The following is a 23,030-nucleotide window of genomic DNA, read 5'->3' as shown; positions in this document are numbered from 1 at the left end:
GCGCTATTTTTTCAAAAAAAAGTAATTTTCACAGTAAAAAATATCCCAATTTATATGCTATTATTTAAATTAGCATTTTCCCCCTGAGATTCAACTTTATTGAAATGGAGTCATAATATGATTAATCAAAAGAAATATGTACAATTTGTCATGATGTATATAATTATATTTTCTCTTTGGATATTCCTTATCCCTAGGAATTTAAATATAAAAGAAATTGGAATTCTCTTCTTATTTTGTTTTGCGGCACTCTTTTCTTTCTATTGCTTATATAAGGCAATTAAGAAGATGAACAGCAGTGACAAACTATTTTGGGTTTTACTACTATGTACTTGCATATGTGGACTAATTATGGAAATAACTTTATTTCTTCAGTCACCTTCTATTTATGATCAAGTCATATTCTCATATAAAGCACTACCTTTTTTCATCATACAATATATTTTGCTTTTTTCTGGCTTTGCTATAAAGTTTATAAAACATTACTCCATTAGAGGTCTTGCTCAATTTTCATTCGATAGCATCTTCATTGTTATTATGAATATTTATTTTGCCCTAACCTTTATTTTAGATATTTCTAGCTTTCGTATGTTGAAGACGGACACGTGGCTTTTGATTGGGTATTTTATCGCACAATCATTAGTAATTTACGCCGTTATTAGCCTATATAGGAGAGAACAATATTCTTCTAGTAGAATCTCATTAATTATCGGCTTTACTATCATACTTATGTACGGATATATACATCTGTTCCAATTAAACAAAGGAATGGAAACTTCTTCTGAAGTCTCTTATTTAATACATACTGCTTCGATTTTACTAATCGGTTTATCGTCCATACTGTACATTTTGGATAAACCAATGCAACATGAAACGAAAATGAAGTATTATCGATTCGATTATGTACGCTTTATATTACCTTATTTTAGTATAATCATTACTTTTTCCTTTATTGTCATTCAGCCTTGGGACGATAAGTTCATGCTAATCGGTCTAGTATTATCACTAATCTTATTATTCCTACGACAACTTTACATGTGGAAAGATAATCAAGTATTAATCGATACGTACGAACAGTTGACTACACAACTAGAAGGTGAAGTCGAAGAAGGTGCATCTGCCCTATCAAAAAGTGAACAGCGTTATAAGTCTTTATTCGAAGATCATCCTGATGCTGTTTTTTCTTTAAATATGAACGGGATTTTTCAACAATCTAATAAGGCTTGTGAAAGTTTATTTACACCCTATTATTGTGAAGTAACAAGCTATTCTCTTCTACACTTCATTGATCCCCAAGATCATGAATTATTGAAGAAATCTTTACAAAGTACAAGAGAAGGTAGACCACAAACTCTAGAAATTCGTACAAAAGAAAAAGAAGGCTATTATTATTACCTTCACATTACACTCATCCCTATTTTTATAAATAAAGAAGTTGTTGGGATGTTTGGTATAGCACGTGATATTACAACTTTATATGAAAAACAAAAACAAGTAGAGCATTTGGCTTTCCATGATGCACTTACAGGACTGCCGAATCGACGAAAATTCGAAAAAGATTTAAAAACGATTTTAAATACAGCGAAAAACGAAACTAATGACGTTGCCGTCATGTTCCTCGACTTAGACCGATTTAAAAAAATTAACGATCGACTCGGTCATGATGTCGGAGATTTATTATTAATTGAAGTGGCAAAAAGATTACGTGGATGTTTGCGTTCAAAAGATATCGTTGCCCGCCAAGGCGGAGATGAATTTACGATTCTATTACCAGATATGTACTCTGAAAAAAGTGCTTCTTTTATAGCTGAACAAATTTTAACTATCTTAAATAAGCCTTACTTTATTAAAGATGAAGAACTTTCTGTTACACCGAGTATCGGAATTGCAATGTACCCTGACTACGGAACCGATGTAACCGAATTAATGAAAAATGCAGATATGGCTATGTATCGAGCAAAGGCAAATGGAAAAAACAGATTCGTTTTCTTCTCAAAAGAAATGAGTATTGCTCAAAATGAAATACACTTCCTAGAAGGTGAGCTTTCAAAAGCACTACAACAAAATGAATTTTTCCTTGAATACCAGCCACAAGTAAACACAAAAACAAAACAAATTATCGGTTTTGAGGCGTTAATTCGTTGGAAACACCCAAAACTCGGGATTGTATCACCTGCCCAATTCATCCCTCTAGCAGAGGAGACAGGATTTATTATTGAACTTGGTAATTGGATTTTACGTACATCCTGCTTAGAAGCAAAAAAGTGGCATAACCAAGGATTTTCTCACTTAAAGGTTGGTGTAAATTTATCTGTTGTTCAATTTAATCACGCAGATTTAATATCAACTATTTCAAAAGTCTTGGAAGAAACAGAACTAAAACCAGAAGCGCTAGATATTGAGATTACAGAAAGTATCGCGATTAATCAAAATCATTCTGTAATTGCTAAACTAGAAGAACTTCAAAATCTCGGTATCCAAATTTCAATTGATGACTTTGGAACAGGTTATAGTTCTTTAGCTTATTTAACGAAATATCCAATCAATACATTAAAAATTGCTCGAGAGTTTATTTGTGGAATTACAAATAGCCCTTTAGAAGAAGCGATTATCGCTTCCATTATTACGCTATCGAAAGAATTAAATTTAGAGGTTATTGCGGAAGGTGTAGAAACAGAAGAACAATGGAAGTTTTTACACGAACAAAACTGTGACCACATTCAAGGATTCCTATTTAGCAAGCCTGTTTCTAGTAAAGATGTTTGGATGTTACTCCACGAAAAAACAACCGTCTAAGTAAGACGGTTGTTTTTTAGTACTCAAAAGGTACATCTGAAGCTACTTGTATCTCTTGATCATTATAAGAAATTACTTGATTTTTCTCTAAAACTGTATCTCCTAATGAAATACCCCATGCCATCGCTAACGTTAATAGACTACCAATAAGTAGTTTTTTCATATTCCATCACCCGCATTTTTTCTTTAAATATATCATGAAAATTTATCCACATCTTATGCAATTATGCATATTTGTTTTTTTATTTCTTTATTTTTTTTATAATTGACTCTTTTAACGTATGGTTTCCTAATATATCGAAAAAGAAGCACGCTTTTTCGTAAGCATCTTCAATTTCTGCTCTATCACACTCGAGCTTTTCTAGGCATTCACCTTTTCGATAGTATAACTGTCCAATCAATGTCATACTATTAATTCGACACGATAGTTCAATGGCTTTATTTGCGTGACAAAGCGCTTCTTCGTATTGATTGTCTAAGTATAATGCTTTTGCATGATTATGTCTCACCTTCACATCAAACTCTTTATTATCATGTAATGCCTCTAATTGTTTTAATATATTTTCAAATAACTCAATACTCTTCTTAAAATAGCCATTTTCAGCGTAAATGTTTGCAATTGCGTTTTCAATATAAAGGTTCTGATATACATCTATTCCTGCCAATTGTTGATTGAGCAATTTCTTTAATTCTAAAATACAATATTCGTAATCGATTTTTTTCAATATGTAAGCAGCTACATAATATTGCCATTGAAGAAATTGCTGAAGCTCGGGATGATATTCTTCCTTTTTCAACTCATTCCATACCTTAGTATAAATTTCTTTATATTTCTTTTGCTTACAAAGCATAATAATTCGATCTTTTAATTGCTTATTCCTCTCAATATCAGAATAAATGAGTACCTCATAAAAATGAAGAATGGGAACTTGTAACTTCGCTGCAATACCTTGCAATATATCCATACTTGGGTATACCGCGCCCGATTCAATTCGACTCACTTCCGATTGATGACATATGTTCTCGGATAACTGCTTTTGTGTTAATCCTCTCATCACCCTAATTTTCTTAATTTCACTTCCTAGTTTTTCTGCGTGCATACTTACTCACCATCCCATTATAACAATCTAATTTTTTGAGTTGTCATACCACTACAATAATGTGAATTCGACAATTTTTGATATGAAATAATGCATAATATATATAAGATTCGGCAAATTTTTCATACAATCCATCTCACATAATATAATAGACTAGTAATTTTATAGATAAATTATAGAAAATTTGCCCGTGCTTTCGTTACATTCGGTCTTCTTTATCCTTTATCAGCAGAAGCTATTCACACCCAAGAACTAGATAGAAATGAAGTAAACGTTGAAATTGCTCAGCCTAGTTTAACGATTTAAAAATTAACACAACCTCAAAATGATACAAAAATATATGGCGAAAAAGTATTTAAAGGGTGAGATAAATGAGGCTAAAGCTCAACAAAGGTGAGTGACAACTGAAATGAATGTAGATTCCCAACCTACAAATAAAGATACAAAAGAAAATAAAACCGAAGTTCGCCTTGCACAAACTTACAAAAATTATAAAGTATATGGCCAAGATCTTATTGTAAAAGTAGATAAAAATGGAGTAATTACAACTGTTAGTGGTAAAGTTGTCCAAAATTTAGACCAACAACCTAATCTTACTATAACAAATTTTTTGTCGAAAAATGAAGTAAAATCTAAATTACGCGATATACTTCAAATTCTGAGCTATGCGACTGCGACGAAACTCTCTATTGAAATACTTGTTTATAAGAAAAAAGAAGCTTACCACTCATAGGTAAACTTCTTTTCATATCCATCCCTTTTCTTCCGCAATTGTAATTGCCTCAATTCTATTTTTCGCATCAAGCTTCGTTAATACTTCAGAAATATAATTACGTACTGTACCAGGTGAAAGATAAAGTGCCTTCGCAATTTCATTTGCCGTCTTTCCTTCTTTCGCAAGTAACAATACTTCTTGTTCGCGATCCGATAACGGATTTTGCTCCTGCCATAAGCCAAACATTAGCTCCTGAGAAATCTCTCGCTTCCCTTTCATGACATTACGAATTGCTGAAGCTAAATCTTCACTTGGGCTATCCTTTAATAAATATCCGTGTACACCAGCTTTCATCGCTCTTTCAAAATAACCCGGTCGTGCAAATGTTGTTAAAATCATTACTTTACAAGAGGACTTTTCTTTTTTTAAAGTTTCAGCCACATCTAAGCCACTTTGAATCGGCATTTCAATATCCATAATACTTATATCAGGCCTTAGCGATTCGATTAATTTTAACGCCTCTTCCCCATTCGCAGCCTGCCCAACTACTTCAATATCATCCTCTAGATCAAGCAGGGCTCCTAATGCACCACGAAGCATTCGTTGATCTTCTGCAATAATAATTCGAATCATGCCCTCACCTCATCTTTTCCTGTTCTAATTACAATTGGAACTTTCACCGTTAACAACGTTCCTGGGTTAATCGTATCCAGTTCAACTACTCCATCAATAAGAGCAATCCGCTCCTTCATACCGCGAATACCGTTTCCATCATGATTTTGATTTTCCAAACCTACGCCATTATCCTCTACTTTCAAAATCAGTTCACCTTGCGATTCTAATATAGATACAATGCACTCCGTCGCCTTACTATGCTTTACAACATTCGTCACAGCCTCACGTAAACACATTCCTAAAATATTTTGTTCAATCGGTGATAACGAACTTGCACTTGTTTCTTGTTTTATTTCTAATTCAATAGTAGCAGCTTGTAAGATTGCTTTTATTTGCTCAAGCTCTTCTTCCACTGTAATCATACGCATATCCGAAATTAATTCCCTTAACTGCTTTAAAGCGGTACGAGATGTTTGTGTAATTTCCTTCGCCTCGATACTTGCGCGTTCTGGGTTCTTCACAATCAATTTCTCCACTAGCTGACTTTTTAAAGTAATAAGAGATAGTGTGTGTCCTAATGTGTCATGAAGATCTCTTGCGATTCGCTGCCGTTCCTCACGTTTTACTAAGTCTTTAATTTGTTCGTTTGCTTCGTTTAGTTGATTTTTCAACATCTTTTTCTGATTAAAATTACGCATTCCGAATGGCGTAAGAAGCATTAAAATAAACATCGGAACGATATTCACTAAACTCGGGATTGTTAGTTGATTAACATTTACAAATATAAAAGCTCCAAGCATTACAACTAATAAACCTAATAGCACACGAAACGCTTTCTTACTTGGCGCAAATCCCATCGCACTCGCCGTGAAATATCCAAACAATATCATGAAGGGATTATAAAATAAAGCAAATGAGAATGTGAGCATCATTTGAATACACGCCCACAAAATGAACGTTTTCTTAACAAAATAAAGCTGCCGGTATGTGACGGTGAAGACTATCAACATACCGATCCCTATTACAAGCTTCCATCCTGATACTTGTGTTAAATTATAGATTGGAAATAATAAATACACGAGCCACATATACGGGAAGAAACCCATCTGTTTCGGAAAAACTTCAAACCTTTTATTCTCTATCATTTATACCGCTTCCTGTCTTTTTCTTATATATATTGATACTACAACAAATATAAGGAAATAACCTCCTAGTACCGCGATATTTTCCCAACCAATCGACTTTCCAGCTACAATAGCCCATGCCCCGCTTCCGAAGTGGTATGTTGGTGTCCATTCACCAATAGATCTTAATATTTTCGGGAATACTTCAATTGGCATCCATAATCCACCGATTACAGCTAGACTCATATTTAAAATATTCGCTAAGCCAGCAGCTGCATCCGCCTTCTTAATTGAACCTATTACTGTTCCAAGGGCTAAAAATGGTGTCACGCCTAGTAATAACCATAATCCTGCACCAATCCATTGGCCTATCGTTAACTCAACATTATTAATTAATATTCCTGCCATAAAAATAACTAAGATTGAAAAAGCATTCACTACTGTTTGAGCAATAATTTTAGCTGCTAAATATGCGCCCTCTGGAAGCGGTGTAATTTTTAACAAATGTGTCCATCCTTGCCCTTTCTCCTGAGAAAGTCTCACACCGAAACTAAAAAGGGCAGTCCCTACAATACTGAAAGTCGCCATTGAAATTAAATAATGTGCTTTCCATGCATCTCCGTTTTGCGGGACTTGAACAACATTTGTAAAGATGTAATAAAACATAACTGGCATTAATAATGAGAAAAAGATGAATAATTTATTGCGGAACGTACGTAAAACCTCTATTTTACATTGCATCCATAATGCTCTCATGCGATTCCCTCCTTCTGATTTGCAACAAACTGTTCAAATGCTTCATCGAGGCTTCCACGTTCAACTGAAACGTCTGTTACAGGTAGATTCCTCTGATAAATTGCTTGTAAAGTGGCATCTGTATCTTCCGTCGTTAAAGTGAAGCGCTCTTCATTTGACTGTACTTCCGTTACATGCGGTAATTCCTTTAGTAAACTCTTAGGAATTTTTTCTTTCGAATAAAACGAGATTGTTTTTCGAGAAATCGTCGCTTTCATCTCATCCGGTGTGCCATCTGCGATAATCTTTCCGTTCGCAAATAATAAAATTCGATCTGCTAACGCATCCGCTTCTTCTAAATAATGTGTTGTTAAAATAATCGTTTTCCCTTCACTTGCTAATTTTCTAATCGTTTCCCAAAACGTTTTTCGAGATGTAATGTCCATTCCTACAGTTGGCTCATCTAAAAATAACAAGTCTGGATTCCCTGCAAGTGCCAGCGCAAAATTTAACCTTCTTTTTTGACCGCCCGACAATTTCTCACATCTTTGCTTTCGTTCTGATTCCAAGTTTGACAACTGCAGTAATGTTTCTTTCTCTACAGGATTCGTATAATAACTACGGAATAACTCGATTGCCTCTTCTACCGTGATGCTATCAATCACACTTACTTCTTGCAGCATCGCACCGAGGCTATTGCGAACCTCTCTATGCTTCGGACTCTTTCCAAATATAGAGATATTCCCTTCTGTTGGATCTTTTAACCCGAGCATCATTGAAATTGTCGTTGTTTTCCCCGCACCATTCGGGCCGAGTAATGCTACTATTTGCCCTTTATTCACATGAAATGAAACGTTATTTACTGCTTTTTTATGTTTAAATGTTTTAGAAACACCATTTACTTCAATAATCTTTTCCATCTCTCCACCCCCGCCGTTTCTTATATTTACATTGTATGCTCTGGAAAAGTTAGGAAACAGTATGATGCGTCATGACATCCATATGACAATTGTCATGTATTCTCTATGAGAGGAATCAACCCGCATACCGCACGCGAGTAGCAGTACAAAAACAAACATGATACAATCGGATAAGACATATATTCGAGGAAGGACAGTGGTTTTCATGATTATTCGTAATGAGCAAGATTTAGAAGGTTTACGAAAAATCGGCCGCATCGTTGCACTTGCACGCGAAGAAATGAAGAAACAAGCGAAGCCAGGTATGACAACGAAAGAGCTTGATTTAATTGGTAAAAAAGTATTAGACGAGAACGGTGCTATTTCAGCGCCTGAAAAAGAATATAAATTCCCAGGTGTAACTTGCATTAGTGTAAACGAAGAAGTTGCTCACGGTATTCCAGGCGATCGTGTATTAAAAGAAGGCGATTTAGTAAACGTAGACGTATCGGCAGCACTTGACGGCTATTATGCAGATACAGGTATCTCATTTGTTCTTGGAGAAGATGAAGAAAAAGAAAAGCTATGCCAAGCTGCAGTAGATGCATTTTGGGAAGCAATGAAAAAAGTAAAAGCTGGATCAAAACAAAATCAAATTGGTCGTGCTGTTTCTAACTTTGCACATAAAAGTGGATATAACGTAATCCAAAACTTAACTGGTCACGGCATTGGTCTTAGTTTACACGAAGCTCCAAACCACATTTTAAGCTACTATGATCCAATGGATAATGCACTTCTAAAAGACGGTCTTGTTATCGCTGTAGAACCATTCATCTCAATGAAAGCAGATCATATTATTGAGCGCGGTGATGATGGTTGGACATTCGTTACGCCAGACAAAAGCCTTGTTGCACAATGTGAACATACAGTTGTCGTCACTCGTGGCGAGCCAATTATTTTAACTCAACTATAATAAAAAATAGCCGTTTTGTAGATTCCTTCTACTAAAGCGGCTGTTTTTATTATTTTTAAGTATGTAACATCCCCATAAACAGAAAGCTTATAAAAATAAAAAGGTGATACATCAAAGTATCACCTTTTTAACGGGGTGAGGCTGCCCAAAAGTACGTAAAACTCTTGAACAGCCTCGTATTTTCATATGGATGCCTTACATATATCATTGATGATAATTATGAAATGCGGAAACATAGTTATCATCACATGATTCAAACAAAAGAAAAGAAACCCTATAACAGATCTCTTTTCCCTACATAATCTAAAGTTTGGGTACACTAGATTCATGCAATGTAGGAGGCTTCAGAACTGAAAGCGATCCTTCATTTAAAATGATAGCATACATATATCCGCTAAAAATATGCAAATGTGCATATAGCGTTTTTTATTTCTCAACTTACAATTATTGAAAATTAAGAAAAATAAAGGTAAGATTAAGTCGTTATCCGTCTTCTTTTGTCAGTCAGAGAGAATAGAAGAATGGGAGAGGAAAAAATGAGAAAATCACTGAAACAAAAAATAGTAAGCTCCTTGCTTGCTGTATCACTCGCCGTTAGCTTAGCTCCAATCGGACAAGCAAAAGCTGATTCCACGTCAGAAATTACACAAACTCCATCTATTACAAAACAAGTTGATGCAAGCCGTGCCCTCGAGCATATCCGTTTCTTATCCGAAACAATCGGTCCCCGCCCAGGTGGTACAAAATCAGAAGAATGGGCTTCTCGCTATGTTGGTATGAAGCTTAAATCAATGGGATATGAGGTAGAATATCAGCCCTTTCAAGTGCCGGATCAATACGTTGGATTTATCGAATCACCATTAGGGACAAAGCGTAATTGGCAAGCTGGCGCTGCTCCAAATGCACTAATTTCTACAGAAGCTGTTACAGCTCCGCTTATCTTTGTTCAAGGTGGTACAAAATTAGACGATATTCCAAATGAGGTAAACGGGAAAATTGTTTTATTCGAAAGAGGTACAACTGTAGCAGATTATAATAAACAAGTTGAAAATGCTGTTAGTAAAGGGGCAAAAGGTGTGCTTTTATACAGCTTAATTGGAGGTCGTGGAAACTACGGACAAACCTTCAATCCTCGCTTAACTAAAAAGCAGTCTATCCCTGTCTTTGGTCTTGCTTATGCTCAAGGAAATGCGTTTAAAGAAGAAATTGCTAAAAAAGAGACATCGATGCTTTCCCTAAAAGCGAGACATGAGTCTAATTTAACATCCCTAAATGTCATCGCTAAAAAGAAACCAAAAAATAGTACAGGTAATGAAAAAGCTGTTGTTGTAAGTTCACACTATGATAGTGTCGTTGGGGCACCTGGGGCGAATGATAATGCTTCTGGTACAGGATTAGTATTAGAATTAGCTCGTGCTTTTCAAAATGTAGAAACTGATAAAGAAATTCGTTTTATTGCTTTTGGTTCTGAAGAAACTGGCTTACTTGGCTCTGATTATTATGTTAATAGTCTGTCCCAAAAAGAACGTGATCGAATTTTAGGTGTCTTTAACGCAGACATGGTTGCAACAAATTATGATAAAGCAAAGAATTTATATGCAATGACTCCTGATGGATCAACGAACCTTGTAACAGATGCTGCCTTACAAGCAGGTAAACAATTAAATAATGATCTCGTTCTTCAAGGAAAATTCGGCTCTAGTGATCACGTACCATTTGCTGAAGTGGGTATTCCTTCTGCACTATTTATTTGGATGGGTGTCGATAGTTGGAATCCATTAATCTATCATATCGAAAAGGTATATCACACGCCTCAAGATAATGTATTTGAGAACATTTCACCAGAACGTATGAAAATGGCATTAGAAGTTATCGGAACTGGTGTTTATAACACCCTTCAAAAACCTGTTACTCAAACAGGTCAAAAAGCTGCTTAATACAGATCAAAAGAGGCAACCACATGTTATTGTGATTGCCTTTTTTGATCTGTATGTCGAGCTCTGCCTTCTAGCCCCTTCTGTATAAGAACCTTCCCCATGAGAAGATAAACTGCATCTTCTGTGGGAAAGAACCTTAGCCTTCGGGACTAAACAGTCGGCTCCGCTTTTCTTTATGTCCAGCTCCAACGGCTAGAATAATCGGTGGCTTCGCGCCTTCCTCCGAGGCAAAGTACGCCTCTCTGTCAGGAGCTCCATCCCCCTCCTATTCTAAGCAAGCCGTTTCCGCTTTTCTTTATTACATTTTTTCTGGTGCAGATACTCCTACGATTGCTAATGCATTTTGAAGTGTAGTGCGTACTGCTTTCATTAATTCGTAACGAGCTTTACTTAATTCTAAGTTATCTTGGTTTAATACTTTTTCTGCATTGTAGAAGCTGTGTAATGCTGCTGCTAATTCAAATGCATAGCTTGTAATGCGGTGTGGCAGACGTTTTTGCGCTGCATCTGCAACTACAGCTGGGAATTCACCAAGTTTTTTCAGTAACTCTACTTCTTTCTCAGAGGTAACAAGTTTATAATTCACCTCTCCGCCTGTAGCTAATCCTAACTCTTCACCTTGACGAAGGATACTGCATACGCGAGCATGAGCATATTGTGCATAGTATACTGGGTTTTCATTAGATGTTGATACAGCTAAGTCCATATCGAAGTCCAAATGAGAATCACCGCTACGCATTGCGAAGAAGTAACGCATTGCGTCCACGCCTACTTCTTCCATAAGCTCACGAAGTGTAACTGCTTTACCTGTACGCTTACTCATCTTCATTTTTTCACCATTTTGATACAGTTGTACCATTTGAATGATTTCTACTTCAAGAGTATCTTTATCGTAACCAAGCGCTTGAATAGCAGCTTTCATACGAGGAATATAACCGTGGTGGTCAGCACCCCAAATGTTGATTAATTTATCGAAACCACGCTCTAATTTATCGCGGTGGTAAGCGATATCTGGCGTTAAGTATGTGTAAGAACCGTCGTTTTTAATTAATACACGGTTTTTATCATCGCCGTAAGTCATTGAACGGAACCAAGTTGCGCCGTCTTCTTCAAAGATTTCCTCACGTTCTTTTAATACAGCAAGAGCTTGATCAATTTTTCCGTTTTTGTATAATGATGTTTCTGAGAACCATACATCAAACTTAACACGGAAGCTTTCTAAGTCTTTTTGAAGTTTCGCTAACTCATATTTCAAACCGTATGAACGGTAGAATTCATAGCTTTCTTCCGCATCAGCTTTCGCATAACGATCGCCGAACTCTTCAGCTAAACGTTTACCGATTCCAATGATGTCTGCACCGTGGTAACCGTCTTCTGGCATTTCTTTCTCTAAACCTAACGCTTGCATGTAACGAGCTTCAACAGAAAGAGCTAAGTTATTAATTTGGTTACCCGCATCGTTAATATAGTACTCACGAGATACATCGTATCCTGCTTTCGCTAATACGTTACATAAAGTGTCACCTACTGCCGCACCACGTGCATGTCCTAAGTGAAGATCGCCTGTTGGATTCGCAGATACGAACTCAATCTGTACTTTTTCACCTTTACCAGTATTCGTTTCACCGTATGCTTCACCAGCGTTTACGATTGTTGGGATTAAGTCCGTTAAGTAGCTATTATCCATGTAGAAGTTAATGAAACCAGGACCAGCGATTTCAATTTTTTCAATAGAAGCTTTTGCTTTATCGAAGTTTGCAACTAATTCTTCTGCAATCATACGAGGTGCTTTTTTCGCAACGCGTGCAAGTTGCATTGCCATATTTGTAGAGAAATCACCATTTGTTTTATCTTTTGGAGATTCTAATATAACGTTTGGAATCTGTTCTTCTGTTGCTAATTCTGCCCTTAATACAGCAGCTTGAATTTCTTCTTTAATCAATCCTTTTACTTGTTCTAAAGAATTCATTATTTTGCCTCCTTCAAATTAATTGTAATTGTATATCTGCCAGCTTCTTGTTCACTTAGAAGCAATGCGTACGTTAAGAAGAGTTGTCCTTTTTTCTTTTCATCCGACCATTTAAAAAGAACATTATCAGTTTTCGTTTGCAATACAAACGTACCAAGTTCACTCGTATACGTACCAGTTGTCCATTCACCTTTCACATGCGTCTGACGCATAGAAATAGCACCTGAACGCATAATGAGAACTTGTTCATCTTGAATTTTAATAATTGTTTTCACTTCGCCTTGTTCGTTCGGCTCTTGGAATGTTATATATGTACCTTGACCTTTTACATAGTATTGACCATTTGCTTCAAAAGCAACGGTTTCCTTCCTCGCCCCTTCACGGATTTCTGTTACGAAATGAACGTGTACTGGCAAGCCTGCAAGTTGTTTCTTCACGTCTTGCACACCTTTCAAATGTTATAGATATTAAATACTACTTATAATAAATCACTTTTCCTATCATATCAAAAAAAGACTCTGTCTGTCTGCTGAAAAATCAGGAAAACTCCTTTTCAAAAAATAATTCAACTTCTCTTTATTTCGTATGTTAAAATATTTTTAAAATCTGAATATTTTTTCATTTAAAGAGGTGAATCTAATGCTACCAACAAAATTAAAAAAAGGTGATGAAATAAGGATTATTTCACCATCTTGTAGTTTAAGTATTGTCTCAAATACGAACCGAGAACTTGCTATAAAAAGATTAACCGACATGGGCTTTCAAGTTACATTCTCAAAATATGCTGATGAGATAGATCAATTTGCTTCCTCTTCTATTTCTTCACGCGTTCAAGATTTTCATGAAGCATTTAAAGACCCTAATGTAAAAGCAATTTTGACGACACTTGGAGGATACAACTCTAACGGTTTATTAAAACATCTCGATTACGATTTAATTCGAGAAAATCCGAAATTTTTCTGTGGCTATTCTGATATTACCGCTTTAAATAACGCACTTTACACAAAAACAGGCTTAGTTACATATTCAGGTCCTCACTTCTCTTCATTCGGAATGGAAAAAGGGCTCGATTATACGACCGATTACTTTTTAAAATGTTTAGCTTCTAATGAGCCTATTGAAATATTACCGGCTGAAACATGGAGCGATGATTCTTGGTATATGGATCAAGAAAATCGAGAATTTATTAAAAATGAAGGATATGTTTCAATTCAAGAAGGGGAAGCGACGGGAGATATTATTGGTGGTAATATGAGCACATTTAATTTACTGCAAGGTACACCATATATGCCAAGCTTACAGGGCAAAATTTTATTTCTTGAAGAGGATAGTTTAACCGGAAAAGCTACCCTAAAAACTTTTGATCGATATTTACATTCTCTTATGCAGCAACCTGGCTTTGAACATGTAAAAGGCATTGTTATAGGAAGAATGCAAAAAGGAGCAGAATGTACGATAGAAGACATTCAAGAAATGATTGCTTCAAAATCCGAACTTACACATATACCTATTATTGCAAACGCTAGTTTCGGGCATACAACTCCGATTTTCACTTTCCCAATTGGCGGACGTGCAAAAATCATTTCTAATAAAGAAAGTTCAGCTATCACCATTTTAACGCACTAAAAAAGGAGCGAACGATTCGCTCCTTTTATGGTTTTTCTATCTTTTGCAATGCTTTTTGTGGAATTGACTCTTCCGGGATTTCAGCCCATCCTTTTCCTTGCATACCTTTTGCATAAATTTTTATAAAAGCACCCGTGTGCAATTCACGGTTCACCATTCTTTTAATAACTTGTAACTTTCCATCTTCTGTATACCCTTTAAATGTATACAAATATTCATCGTCTTTTTTCTCACCTTTATCTATAACTGCATAATAATCTTGTATTTCTTTATTTGAAAAGAAGTTGTCTACAAAAGCATGCACACCTTCTGTTTTTGTGTTTAAATAGTACGCTGTTCCACCCAAAATAATAGCGAACACAGCTAAAACTTTAATTACCAATTTCATAAATGCGCCTCCTGTTTGCACTTCTTTCTCACTAACCGTATGTCTATACCTGTATTATACGAAAAAAAGCCTACTATACTCTATCGAAATGTCTTACACTTCCCTTACATTATTGTAAGGCTTTTTCACCTTACAGCAATTTCCGGGCAAAAAGTTTTCCCGTTTAACAAACTTTTATATTATTATTGAATGATACAAATTTTTATTACAAAAATCAAAGGAGACAGTTTTCAAATGGCTATCTTGCAAGGTTTAGCACTATTACTTGTTGTACTTTGTCTATTTACACTTTTTAGTTACCGTGCTCCTTACGGAATGAAAGCAATGGGTGCTTTGGCTAATGCAGCAATCGCAAGTTTTCTGATTGAAGCATTTCACCGTTATATCGGTGGAGAAATGTTTCATAATGACTTTTTACAATCAGTAGGAGAAGCTTCTGGTAGTATGAGCGGTGTCGCAGCAGCGATTTTAGTAGCATTAGCAATCGGTGTTTCACCCGTATATGCTGTTTTAATCGGTATCGCTACTAGTGGATTCGGTATTTTACCAGGTTTTTTCGCCGGATACGTTTGTGCTTTCGTTGTGAAATTTCTCGAAAAGAAATTACCAGCTGGTGTAGAATTTTTAGCAATTTTATTTATTGCTGCACCAATCTCACGCGGAATGGCAATGCTTATGGACCCGCTTGTTAACGCAACACTCGGTAAAATCGGTTCTATGATTTCAGTTGCAACTACAGAAAGTCCTATCATTATGGGTATTATGCTTGGCGGATTAATAACAGTTATTTCTACCTCTCCATTAAGTTCTATGGCACTAACTGCAATGCTCGGATTAACAGGTTTACCAATGGCAATTGGTAGTCTTGCCGTAGCAGCCTCAGCCCCGTTGAACTTTATTTTCTTTAAACGACTAAAAATTTGTTCAAAGAAAGATACAATCGCTGTAGCAATCGAACCGTTAACACAAGCCGATGTTGTCTCAGCAAATCCAATTCCAATTTATACGACTAACTTCGTTGGCGGTGCACTTGCTGGTATTATTACATCGCTATTCCAGCTCGTTAATAACGCGCCAGGAACAGCATCACCAATTCCAGGACTTCTTGTCTTATTCGGATTTAATGACGTTGTAAAAGTAACAATCGCTGCTATATTATGTGGAATCGTTACCACTATTGTTGGATACGTTGGATCAATTGTATTCCGTAAATATCCAATCCGTTCTGCTGATGAAATTCGTGGCATTACTTCGGAAGAGAAAGTCGCATAAGAAAAAGAGCTATTCTCAAATGATGAGAATAGCTCTTTTTTATGTCATATGACATTAAGTGAAATTATATCGGCGACTCTGAACAAGTCGGCTTCACTTTTACTTTACCCAGCCGAGCAGCATTTCCCGCACGAATTTGCTTGCTGCAACTGGTGTTTGATCACTATGGTCGTAGACAGGAGCTACTTCTACTAAATCTGCTCCAACTACATTTATATTTGAATTTGCAATTGCTACGATGGAATCTAATAGTTCTTTAGATGTGATACCTCCAGCCTCTAACGTTCCTGTTCCAGGAGCGTGAGCTGGGTCTAATACGTCAATGTCAATTGTGACATAGACTGGGCGTCCTGCAAGTTTCGGTAATACTTCTTTTAACGGTTCTAATACGTCAAATTTGTATAGGTTCATACCTACTTCTTTTGCCCATTCAAATTCTTCCTTCATTCCAGAACGAATTCCGAAAGAATATACGTTTTCCGGACCAATTAAATCACACACTTTACGAATTGGTGTAGAGTGAGATAAAGGCTCTCCTTCATACGATTCACGTAAATCAGTATGAGCATCCATGTGGATGATTGCTAAATCCGGATATTTTTTTGCCATTGCCTTAAAAATTGGCCAAGACACTAAGTGCTCACCGCCGAGACCTAGTGGAAACTTATCGGCATCTAAAAGTTTTGATACATATTCTTCAATCATGTCTATGCTGCGTTGTGGGTTCCCAAATGGTAATGGGATATCACCCGCATCAAAATACTTTACTTCTTCTAGTTCACGATCTAAATACGGACTGTATTCCTCTAGTCCAATCGATACTTCACGAATACGTGCAGGGCCGAAGCGAGAACCTGGACGGTAACTTACTGTCCAATCCATTGGCATCCCGTAAATAACTGCCTCTGACTCTTCAAAACTTGGATGACTTTTAATAAATACTTTACCTGAATAAGCTTCATCAAAACGCATATTCTTTTCCTCCTTATGTGGAACTTAAGGTATCCCAACCTTTCATATTTCTCAAATTTGGAGCGCACTGCTCCTCTTTCTCGATTTACCGGGGTCTTCTGTTTCATAACAAGAAGATTATTTCATTTACAGAAGTGTAAATAGCTAGCATGCTCAAGTCTTCTGGACAAACACCTTAAATGAGCTACTTACACTTTATTTGTTCAAACTCGATTTCTTACTTAATTAAATCGCCAACAAATTTCGGTAATGCGAATGCTGCATTGTGTAATTCTTTTGTGTAGTATTTCGTTTCGATTTCGTGGAAACGCTCTTCACTTACTTCTAGTGGATCATGTTTTTTAGATCCGATTGTGAATGTCCAAAGTCCACTTGGGTAAGTTGGAATGTTCGCTGTGTATAAACGAGTAATTGGGAAAATCTCTTTTACGTCTTTAAACACAGTTGTAATTAGTTCTGGTGTAAACCAAGGGTTGTCCGTTTGAGCAACGAAAATACCATCTTCTTTTAACGCTTTAGAAATTCCAGCGTAGAAGCCTTTTGTAAATAGGTTTACCGCTGGGCCTACTGGCTCAGTAGAATCTACCATAATTACGTCATATTCATTTTCGCTTTCTGCGATGTGTAGGAAACCGTCTCCTACTTTTACTTCTACACGCTCATTATCTAATGCGCCTGCAATTGATGGTAAGTATTGTTTAGAGTACTCAATTACTTTTCCATCGATTTCAACAAGAGTTGCTTTCTTTACGCTTGGGTGTTTTAACACTTCACGAATAACACCGCCATCGCCACCGCCTACAACTAATACGTTTTCAGGGTTTGGATGTGTAAATAAAGGTACGTGCGCTACCATTTCATGATAAACGAACTCGTCCTTTTCAGTTGTCATAACCATGCCATCTAAAATAAGCATGTTTCCGAACTCTTCCGTTTCAACCATATCAAGTTTTTGGAATTCTGTTTGCTCCGTATGTAATGTGCGGTTAATACGCGCCGTAATCCCAAAATGCTTTGTTTGTTTTTCAGTGAACCATAGTTCCATCGTACAATCACGCCTTTCAATGCAAATTTATAATAGGGACATCATTAATGTCCCCTAACAAAAATAAAACAAAACATCCAAAAAGTATAGTTAAAAGTACAAAAATACCGAAAATATATTTTAGTCAGAGGGTTCTAACATATATGCAAAAAGGGTTTGCTCTGCACCAGGAAAGAAAACCCTTTCTTAAGAAAGGGTTTCTGTCTCTATTTCTACCGGTTTACGAATCGGAATTAAGATCATTACGCAACCAACTAATACAACAATTCCACCGACTAAAAACGGACTTTGTGGTGAAACTGTATGACCGATGACTCCTGATAAAATTGGAGCAATCGCGCCTCCTAACCAACGAACAAAGTTATAAACACCTGATGTAACAGATCTTTCATAAGGTGAAATATCCATTACATAACTTGTAAATAACGCGTTATTTAATCCTGATGCTAATCCTGATAGAACGATTAACACGATTTGTAACCACATGATTTTAACGAAGAATAGTGCAATTAAGAAAATCGCAAATACGAGTAAACTACCTTTTAACAATGTTTTTGGTTCATATTTACCTTCTAGCTTATGCGCTAAAATTGCTGATCCGTAAGCTAATGCTAATCCCCATCCGCAAAATACAAATCCTAATTGAATAGCAGATAAATGCATAATCAGTGGTGAATATGCTAACACGACGAAAAATCCGTAGTAGTATAACATTCCTGAAATGGCACCTTGCATAAACGGTTTATACTTCACCAGGTTAAGTAATTCACCTACGCCTGCTGCTTTACGCTTCACTTCTCGCTCCGGTTCTTTTACAAAAAAGAATACTAAAATAAATGCTAAGAAAATTAAAATACTCGTTGCGAAAAATGGGTAACGCCAAGAATGTCCACCTAATATACCACCTAACAATGGGCCACCTGCCATCCCTAAACCGATAGCTGCTTCATATAATCCTACTGCTTCATGAACTTCTTTACTTAATGCTATTAAAAGTGTCATTGCTGTAGCAAAAAACATCGCATTTCCTAATCCCCACCCTGCACGGAAAAGAGATAATTGAGCAATCGTTTGCGATATACCACATATAAATGCAAACACAGTTACAATCGCAAGACCGATCGTCATCATTCGTTTATCACCAAATCTTGATGCAAATATTCCAGCTGGTAACATCATAATTGCCATCGTTAAAATATAAGCTGTAAATAACATCTCGACTTGCCAATGCGAAGCACCAATTTGTTCAGCAATACTTGGTAAAATTGGGTCAACTACTCCTATACCTGAAAAGGCAAGGAAGGTAGCCACCACTGTAATCAATCTCCCTAATTTTTGTTTGCTCTCCATTTTGATTACTCTCCTTTTGTATTCTCTAAAAATGTAACCGCTCGACTTAAACTATCCTCTAGCTCTGCCTTCACGCGCTGCATTTGCTCCATTTTCTCGTCTAACGTTTGCACTTGTTTTTCAAGCATCTCTTTAATTTCTTGAATAACTTCACGGTCACGAGGATTCTCGCTATTTCTTCTTTGTTCCATTCGTTCTTTTAACGATAAGAAATGTTGCATTTCTTGAAGTGTAATTCCTAGCACTTCTTTCGCTTCCACAATCTTTTTAATTCTTGCAATGTCCTCATCTGTATACAGGCGAATGTTCCCCTCACTTCGTTCTGGGGGATGAATTAAACCAATTTCCTCATAATAACGAAGTGTACGCTTTGTTAAACCAACTTGCTTTGTTACTTCATCGATTTTATACATGTTTATTCCTCCCTTCACTTGATTATTACATTTTACGTTAACGTTAACTTTTATGCAACTGTTAGACTTTTGTAAATGTTTGTCCTATTCAATTGTATTTTTCCCAAGGCAGTTTCATAATGAAGAAAAAGAGATGATAAGGAGATTTTCACATGAATAAACCACTTATTTTCGCTCACCGCGGGGTAAAAGGGACACATCCAGAGAATACGATGATTGCCTTTCAAGAAGCCGAACGCATTGGTGCTCATGGAATTGAACTTGATGTCCATTTATCAAAAGATGGTGAACTTGTTGTAATTCACGACGAAACCGTCGATCGTACAACAAATGGCATAGGACTTGTTTCTGAAAAAACTGTAGAGGAATTACAAACTCTAGATGCTGGTAGCCATAAAGATCCTTCTTTCCATGAAGCAAAAATTCCAACGTTACGCGAAGTATTCATTTGGCTATCTACAACAAATTTACAACTTAACATTGAGTTAAAAACAGATGTGATTCACTATCCTAATATTGAAGAGAAAGTTGTCGCTCTTGTTCGAGAATACCATCTATCTAATCAAATTGTATTCTCATCATTTAACCATGACTCTGTTTCATTATTAGCAGAGATAGCCCCTGAAATCCCAAGGGCAATTTTATATGATACGCCACTTGCTGATCCTATTGCCGAGGCAAAACGTAGAGAAGCAACTGGATTACATCCAAATTTCCAGCTATTAACCAAAGAATTTGTACAGTTAGCACAAGAACAAGGATATGTTTTCCGTCCTTATACAATGAACGAATACAAAGATTTGCAAACTATGATTGATTATGGCGTAGATGTCATTATTACCGATTGGCCAGCACGTGCCTTTGAGCTCCTTTCTTAATTGAAGGGGCTTTTTTGTTTTCAAAATTTCATTGTTTAAAATAAACCAAAACCCTCAATACTAATACAATAATGCTTGTATTAATGAGGGGCTGAAAAAGATGGATCAAACTATGAATCCAAAACTTAAAAAATATAAACGTCTTTTCTTCACCGTAATGTTTTCTTGTGTTCTTTTTTTCGTTTTTTCCTTTTTCATTATCATTATAGCTGCAAAAATTATGGGGCCTCCCCCTGTTGCAGTTCCGCAAACGAGTGTCTTTTACGCGAACGATGATACAGTGATTGGACAAAGTAACGAAATACAAAAGCGTTACAATGTCTCTCTTGATGAAATTTCTCCCTATGTAAAAGAAGCGACACTTTCTATTGAAGACCAAAGATTTTATAAGCATCATGGCTTCGATATGAAACGTATTGCAGGTGCAATTGTTGCTGATTTAAAAGCAATGGCAAAGGTGCAAGGAGCTAGTACGATTACACAACAATACGCACGTAATCTATATTTAGATCATGATAAAACGTGGAAACGAAAACTACTAGAGGCAATGTACACTGTCCGTCTTGAAGTGAATTATAATAAAAATCATATTTTAGAAGGATATTTAAATACAATTTATTACGGACATGGCGCTTATGGCATCGAGGCTGCGTCTCGTCTATATTTCGATAAAACAGCAAAAGAATTAACATTAGCAGAAGCTAGTATGCTTGCAGGAATCCCGAAAGGACCTAGTGTCTACTCTCCCTTTTTAAAAGAAGAACGTGCTAAAGGACGTCAATCTCTCATATTAGATGAAATGGTAGAGCAAGGTTATATTACGAAGCTGCAAGCAGCTTCAGCAAAAAAAGAACCGCTAACTTTCGCCTCATTAGATACGAAAAAAGTGGCAGAGGTCGCGCCTTATTTCCAAGATGCTGTACAAGCTTCTCTTCTTCGGGATATCGGATTAGATGAGCAAGCCTTACAACGAGGTGGCTTGCGTATTTATACAACGCTAGATCCTAAGTTACAATCTGTAGCAGAACAAGCTGTCAAAGATCATATACCTGAAACAACAAACATCCAAACTGCCCTCGTCTCTATGAATCCAAAAACAGGTGAAGTGGCTGCTCTTGTTGGAGGAACTGATTATAATACGAGTCAATTTAACAGGGCTACACAAGCCGTTCGTCAGCCTGGCTCTACATTTAAACCATTTCTATATTACGCGGCCTTGGAACGAGGATTCACCCCTACTACGCGCTTAAAAAGCGAATACACTGTATTCACTTTAGGTGACGGCGTTTCAAAATATAAACCGAAAAACTATAAAGATTATTATGCAGATGATTTCGTAACAATGGCGCAAGCTCTCGCAGTCTCTGATAACATATATGCTGTGAAAACAAATTTGTTTTTAGGAGATGACACGCTCGCAAAAACAGCGAAGCAATTCGGAATTAAGAGTGCATTAAAAGATGTGCCTTCTCTAGCTCTCGGTACGTCCCCTGTAAAACCGATTGAAATGGTGAACGCTTATAGCATGTTTGCAAACGGCGGAAAAGAAGTAAAACCTATCTTTATAAGGCGCATTATGGATCATGAAGGGAACATGTTATACGACGCTCATTTGGAGAGCAATCAAGTTCTCGATAAGAGCAAAGCATTTGTGATGGAAGAAATGATGACAGGTATGTTTAATAAAAAACTAAGTAGTTATGCCGCTGTGACCGGACAATCGATGTTATCCAAACTATCAAGAACGTATGCTGGAAAGTCCGGTTCAACAGAAACTGATAGTTGGATGATTGGATTTACTCCGCAACTTGTAACAGGGGTTTGGATTGGATACGATCAACCTAAATCCATTTCAAATGTAGCAGAACAAGGATACGCGAAAAAAATATGGACCGATACAATGGAAAAAGGATTGGATGGACAGCCTAAAAAAGAGTTCAAACAACCAGCAGATGTTGTTGCTGTCGACGTTAACCCTGAAAACGGTAAGATTGCTACAAAAAATTGTCCCATTTCTGTGAAAATGTATTTCACAAAAGGTACAGAGCCAACTGAGTATTGTATGGATCACGTTGATGATAAAGAAGAGTTTGAAAAGGTTAGTGAAGAGAAGAAAAAGACGGGTTGGTGGAAGAAATATCTCCCGTGGTAAGAAAGAAGGCTATTGTCATTCTTTATCGGTAAATCGATATTCCTTATCGAATCGTTGATATATGTGAGTTA

21 protein-coding genes are annotated in these 23,030 nt (G+C 36.5%); 8 read left to right on the top strand and 13 right to left on the bottom strand.

Annotation, left to right across the window (positions count from 1 at the left end):
* Positions 1-117: 117 nt before the first annotated feature.
* The gene (locus tag BAQ49_RS02335; RefSeq protein ID WP_071744049.1) at positions 118-2,796 is read left to right on the top strand and encodes a DUF4084 domain-containing protein; all 2,679 of its coding nucleotides are present in this window, start codon (positions 118-120) and stop codon (positions 2,794-2,796) included.
* A 16-nt stretch (positions 2,797-2,812) separates the two neighbouring features.
* On the opposite strand, the gene BAQ49_RS02330 is transcribed toward BAQ49_RS02335, so the two are convergent.
* Positions 2,813-2,959 (bottom strand): quorum-sensing peptide PapR, encoded by a 147-nt coding sequence (locus tag BAQ49_RS02330; protein ID WP_000734736.1) that lies wholly within the window; start codon positions 2,957-2,959, stop codon positions 2,813-2,815.
* 79 nt (positions 2,960-3,038) lie between these two features.
* A complete protein-coding gene (gene plcR / locus BAQ49_RS02325) occupies positions 3,039-3,896 on the bottom strand; it encodes a transcriptional regulator PlcR (protein WP_071744048.1) in 858 nt (285 codons plus the stop codon).
* Between the two features lie 409 nt (positions 3,897-4,305).
* On the opposite strand from plcR, the gene BAQ49_RS02315 reads away from it, so the two are divergent.
* On the top strand, positions 4,306-4,629 hold the full coding sequence (locus BAQ49_RS02315) for a bacillolysin (protein WP_071744047.1): 324 nt from the start codon (positions 4,306-4,308) through the stop codon (positions 4,627-4,629).
* A 12-nt stretch (positions 4,630-4,641) separates the two neighbouring features.
* Here the strand turns inward: BAQ49_RS02315 and BAQ49_RS02310 are convergent, their stop codons facing one another.
* Genes BAQ49_RS02310 through BAQ49_RS02295 form a run of 4 tightly spaced genes read right to left on the bottom strand, consistent with a single transcriptional unit; the run spans position 4,642 to position 8,005 of the window.
* Complete coding sequence (locus BAQ49_RS02310) at positions 4,642-5,244, bottom strand: response regulator transcription factor (protein ID WP_071744046.1); 603 nt, start codon at positions 5,242-5,244, stop codon at positions 4,642-4,644.
* Positions 5,241-6,371: a sensor histidine kinase gene (locus BAQ49_RS02305; protein ID WP_071744045.1), complete on the bottom strand. Its 1,131-nt coding sequence runs from the start codon at positions 6,369-6,371 to the stop codon at positions 5,241-5,243. Before BAQ49_RS02305 ends, BAQ49_RS02310 begins: the two co-directional genes overlap by 4 nt.
* A complete protein-coding gene (locus BAQ49_RS02300) occupies positions 6,372-7,106 on the bottom strand; it encodes an ABC transporter permease (protein ID WP_071744044.1) in 735 nt (244 codons plus the stop codon).
* Positions 7,103-8,005 (bottom strand): ABC transporter ATP-binding protein, encoded by a 903-nt coding sequence (locus BAQ49_RS02295; RefSeq protein ID WP_071744043.1) that lies wholly within the window; start codon positions 8,003-8,005, stop codon positions 7,103-7,105. Before BAQ49_RS02295 ends, BAQ49_RS02300 begins: the two co-directional genes overlap by 4 nt.
* Before the next feature lie 157 nt (positions 8,006-8,162).
* Here BAQ49_RS02295 and map point away from each other — a divergent pair, with 157 nt between their 5' ends.
* Entirely contained in the window at positions 8,163-8,957 is a 795-nt protein-coding gene (gene map / locus BAQ49_RS02290) for a type I methionyl aminopeptidase (RefSeq protein WP_116733419.1), read from the top strand.
* Positions 8,958-9,493: 536 nt separating this feature from the next.
* The gene (locus BAQ49_RS02285) at positions 9,494-10,894 is read left to right on the top strand and encodes a M28 family metallopeptidase (protein ID WP_071744073.1); all 1,401 of its coding nucleotides are present in this window, start codon (positions 9,494-9,496) and stop codon (positions 10,892-10,894) included.
* A gap of 298 nt (positions 10,895-11,192) precedes the next feature.
* On the opposite strand, the gene argS is transcribed toward BAQ49_RS02285, so the two are convergent.
* A complete protein-coding gene (argS, locus tag BAQ49_RS02280; protein WP_071744042.1) occupies positions 11,193-12,863 on the bottom strand; it encodes an arginine--tRNA ligase in 1,671 nt (556 codons plus the stop codon).
* Complete coding sequence (locus BAQ49_RS02275; RefSeq protein WP_071744041.1) at positions 12,863-13,300, bottom strand: YwiB family protein; 438 nt, start codon at positions 13,298-13,300, stop codon at positions 12,863-12,865. Before BAQ49_RS02275 ends, argS begins: the two co-directional genes overlap by 1 nt.
* Before the next feature lie 202 nt (positions 13,301-13,502).
* Between BAQ49_RS02275 and BAQ49_RS02270 the strand changes: the two genes are divergently transcribed.
* Positions 13,503-14,489 carry a S66 family peptidase gene (locus BAQ49_RS02270; RefSeq protein WP_071744040.1) on the top strand — a complete coding sequence of 329 codons (987 nt, stop codon included), beginning with the start codon at positions 13,503-13,505 and terminating at the stop codon, positions 14,487-14,489.
* 25 nt (positions 14,490-14,514) lie between these two features.
* On the opposite strand, the gene BAQ49_RS02265 is transcribed toward BAQ49_RS02270, so the two are convergent.
* Positions 14,515-14,877 carry a YxeA family protein gene (locus tag BAQ49_RS02265; protein ID WP_071744039.1) on the bottom strand — a complete coding sequence of 121 codons (363 nt, stop codon included), beginning with the start codon at positions 14,875-14,877 and terminating at the stop codon, positions 14,515-14,517.
* Between the two features lie 234 nt (positions 14,878-15,111).
* On the opposite strand from BAQ49_RS02265, the gene BAQ49_RS02260 reads away from it, so the two are divergent.
* Positions 15,112-16,149: a PTS sugar transporter subunit IIC gene (locus BAQ49_RS02260; protein ID WP_071744038.1), complete on the top strand. Its 1,038-nt coding sequence runs from the start codon at positions 15,112-15,114 to the stop codon at positions 16,147-16,149.
* Positions 16,150-16,248: 99 nt separating this feature from the next.
* Here the strand turns inward: BAQ49_RS02260 and speB are convergent, their stop codons facing one another.
* The 4 genes from speB to BAQ49_RS02240 all read right to left on the bottom strand — a co-directional run bounded on the left by speB (position 16,249) and on the right by BAQ49_RS02240 (position 19,929).
* Positions 16,249-17,121, bottom strand: coding sequence for an agmatinase (gene speB, locus BAQ49_RS02255; RefSeq protein WP_001209823.1), 873 nt, complete (start codon positions 17,119-17,121; stop codon positions 16,249-16,251).
* 217 nt (positions 17,122-17,338) lie between these two features.
* Entirely contained in the window at positions 17,339-18,166 is an 828-nt protein-coding gene (gene speE / locus BAQ49_RS02250; protein ID WP_000424696.1) for a polyamine aminopropyltransferase, read from the bottom strand.
* 186 nt (positions 18,167-18,352) lie between these two features.
* Complete coding sequence (locus BAQ49_RS02245) at positions 18,353-19,516, bottom strand: MFS transporter (protein WP_071744037.1); 1,164 nt, start codon at positions 19,514-19,516, stop codon at positions 18,353-18,355.
* Between the two features lie 5 nt (positions 19,517-19,521).
* A complete protein-coding gene (locus BAQ49_RS02240) occupies positions 19,522-19,929 on the bottom strand; it encodes a MerR family transcriptional regulator (RefSeq protein WP_071744036.1) in 408 nt (135 codons plus the stop codon).
* 152 nt (positions 19,930-20,081) lie between these two features.
* Between BAQ49_RS02240 and BAQ49_RS02235 the strand changes: the two genes are divergently transcribed.
* Both BAQ49_RS02235 and BAQ49_RS02230 read left to right on the top strand, forming a co-directional pair.
* Positions 20,082-20,807: a glycerophosphodiester phosphodiesterase gene (locus tag BAQ49_RS02235; RefSeq protein WP_071744035.1), complete on the top strand. Its 726-nt coding sequence runs from the start codon at positions 20,082-20,084 to the stop codon at positions 20,805-20,807.
* Positions 20,808-20,907: 100 nt separating this feature from the next.
* On the top strand, positions 20,908-22,959 hold the full coding sequence (locus BAQ49_RS02230; protein WP_071744034.1) for a transglycosylase domain-containing protein: 2,052 nt from the start codon (positions 20,908-20,910) through the stop codon (positions 22,957-22,959).
* The last annotated feature ends 71 nt before the right edge of the window (positions 22,960-23,030 follow it).

The organism is Bacillus proteolyticus (assembly GCF_001884065.1).
Classification (GTDB): Bacteria; Bacillota; Bacilli; order Bacillales; family Bacillaceae_G; genus Bacillus_A; species Bacillus_A proteolyticus.
Note: the sequence above shows the minus strand (reverse complement) of the source record. Positions and strands in the feature narration are given on the sequence as shown.

What these genes read in the sequence shown, in the direction of transcription:
- plcR (WP_071744048.1), bottom strand. Translation starts at nt 3,896, where the DNA reads ATGCACGCAGAAAAACTAGGAAGTGAAATTAAGAAAATTAGGGTGATG.
- BAQ49_RS02285 (WP_071744073.1), top strand. Translation starts at nt 9,494, where the DNA reads ATGAGAAAATCACTGAAACAAAAAATAGTAAGCTCCTTGCTTGCTGTA.
- argS (WP_071744042.1), bottom strand. Translation starts at nt 12,863, where the DNA reads ATGAATTCTTTAGAACAAGTAAAAGGATTGATTAAAGAAGAAATTCAA.
- BAQ49_RS02260 (WP_071744038.1), top strand. Translation starts at nt 15,112, where the DNA reads ATGGCTATCTTGCAAGGTTTAGCACTATTACTTGTTGTACTTTGTCTA.
- BAQ49_RS02265 (WP_071744039.1), bottom strand. Translation starts at nt 14,877, where the DNA reads ATGAAATTGGTAATTAAAGTTTTAGCTGTGTTCGCTATTATTTTGGGT.
- BAQ49_RS02295 (WP_071744043.1), bottom strand. Translation starts at nt 8,005, where the DNA reads ATGGAAAAGATTATTGAAGTAAATGGTGTTTCTAAAACATTTAAACAT.
- BAQ49_RS02315 (WP_071744047.1), top strand. Translation starts at nt 4,306, where the DNA reads ATGAATGTAGATTCCCAACCTACAAATAAAGATACAAAAGAAAATAAA.
- BAQ49_RS02245 (WP_071744037.1), bottom strand. Translation starts at nt 19,516, where the DNA reads ATGGAGAGCAAACAAAAATTAGGGAGATTGATTACAGTGGTGGCTACC.
- BAQ49_RS02270 (WP_071744040.1), top strand. Translation starts at nt 13,503, where the DNA reads ATGCTACCAACAAAATTAAAAAAAGGTGATGAAATAAGGATTATTTCA.
- BAQ49_RS02305 (WP_071744045.1), bottom strand. Translation starts at nt 6,371, where the DNA reads ATGATAGAGAATAAAAGGTTTGAAGTTTTTCCGAAACAGATGGGTTTC.
- map (WP_116733419.1), top strand. Translation starts at nt 8,163, where the DNA reads ATGATACAATCGGATAAGACATATATTCGAGGAAGGACAGTGGTTTTC.
- BAQ49_RS02310 (WP_071744046.1), bottom strand. Translation starts at nt 5,244, where the DNA reads ATGATTCGAATTATTATTGCAGAAGATCAACGAATGCTTCGTGGTGCA.
- BAQ49_RS02240 (WP_071744036.1), bottom strand. Translation starts at nt 19,929, where the DNA reads ATGTATAAAATCGATGAAGTAACAAAGCAAGTTGGTTTAACAAAGCGT.
- BAQ49_RS02235 (WP_071744035.1), top strand. Translation starts at nt 20,082, where the DNA reads ATGAATAAACCACTTATTTTCGCTCACCGCGGGGTAAAAGGGACACAT.
- speB (WP_001209823.1), bottom strand. Translation starts at nt 17,121, where the DNA reads ATGCGTTTTGATGAAGCTTATTCAGGTAAAGTATTTATTAAAAGTCAT.
- speE (WP_000424696.1), bottom strand. Translation starts at nt 18,166, where the DNA reads ATGGAACTATGGTTCACTGAAAAACAAACAAAGCATTTTGGGATTACG.
- BAQ49_RS02335 (WP_071744049.1), top strand. Translation starts at nt 118, where the DNA reads ATGATTAATCAAAAGAAATATGTACAATTTGTCATGATGTATATAATT.
- BAQ49_RS02300 (WP_071744044.1), bottom strand. Translation starts at nt 7,106, where the DNA reads ATGAGAGCATTATGGATGCAATGTAAAATAGAGGTTTTACGTACGTTC.
- BAQ49_RS02230 (WP_071744034.1), top strand. Translation starts at nt 20,908, where the DNA reads ATGGATCAAACTATGAATCCAAAACTTAAAAAATATAAACGTCTTTTC.
- BAQ49_RS02330 (WP_000734736.1), bottom strand. Translation starts at nt 2,959, where the DNA reads ATGAAAAAACTACTTATTGGTAGTCTATTAACGTTAGCGATGGCATGG.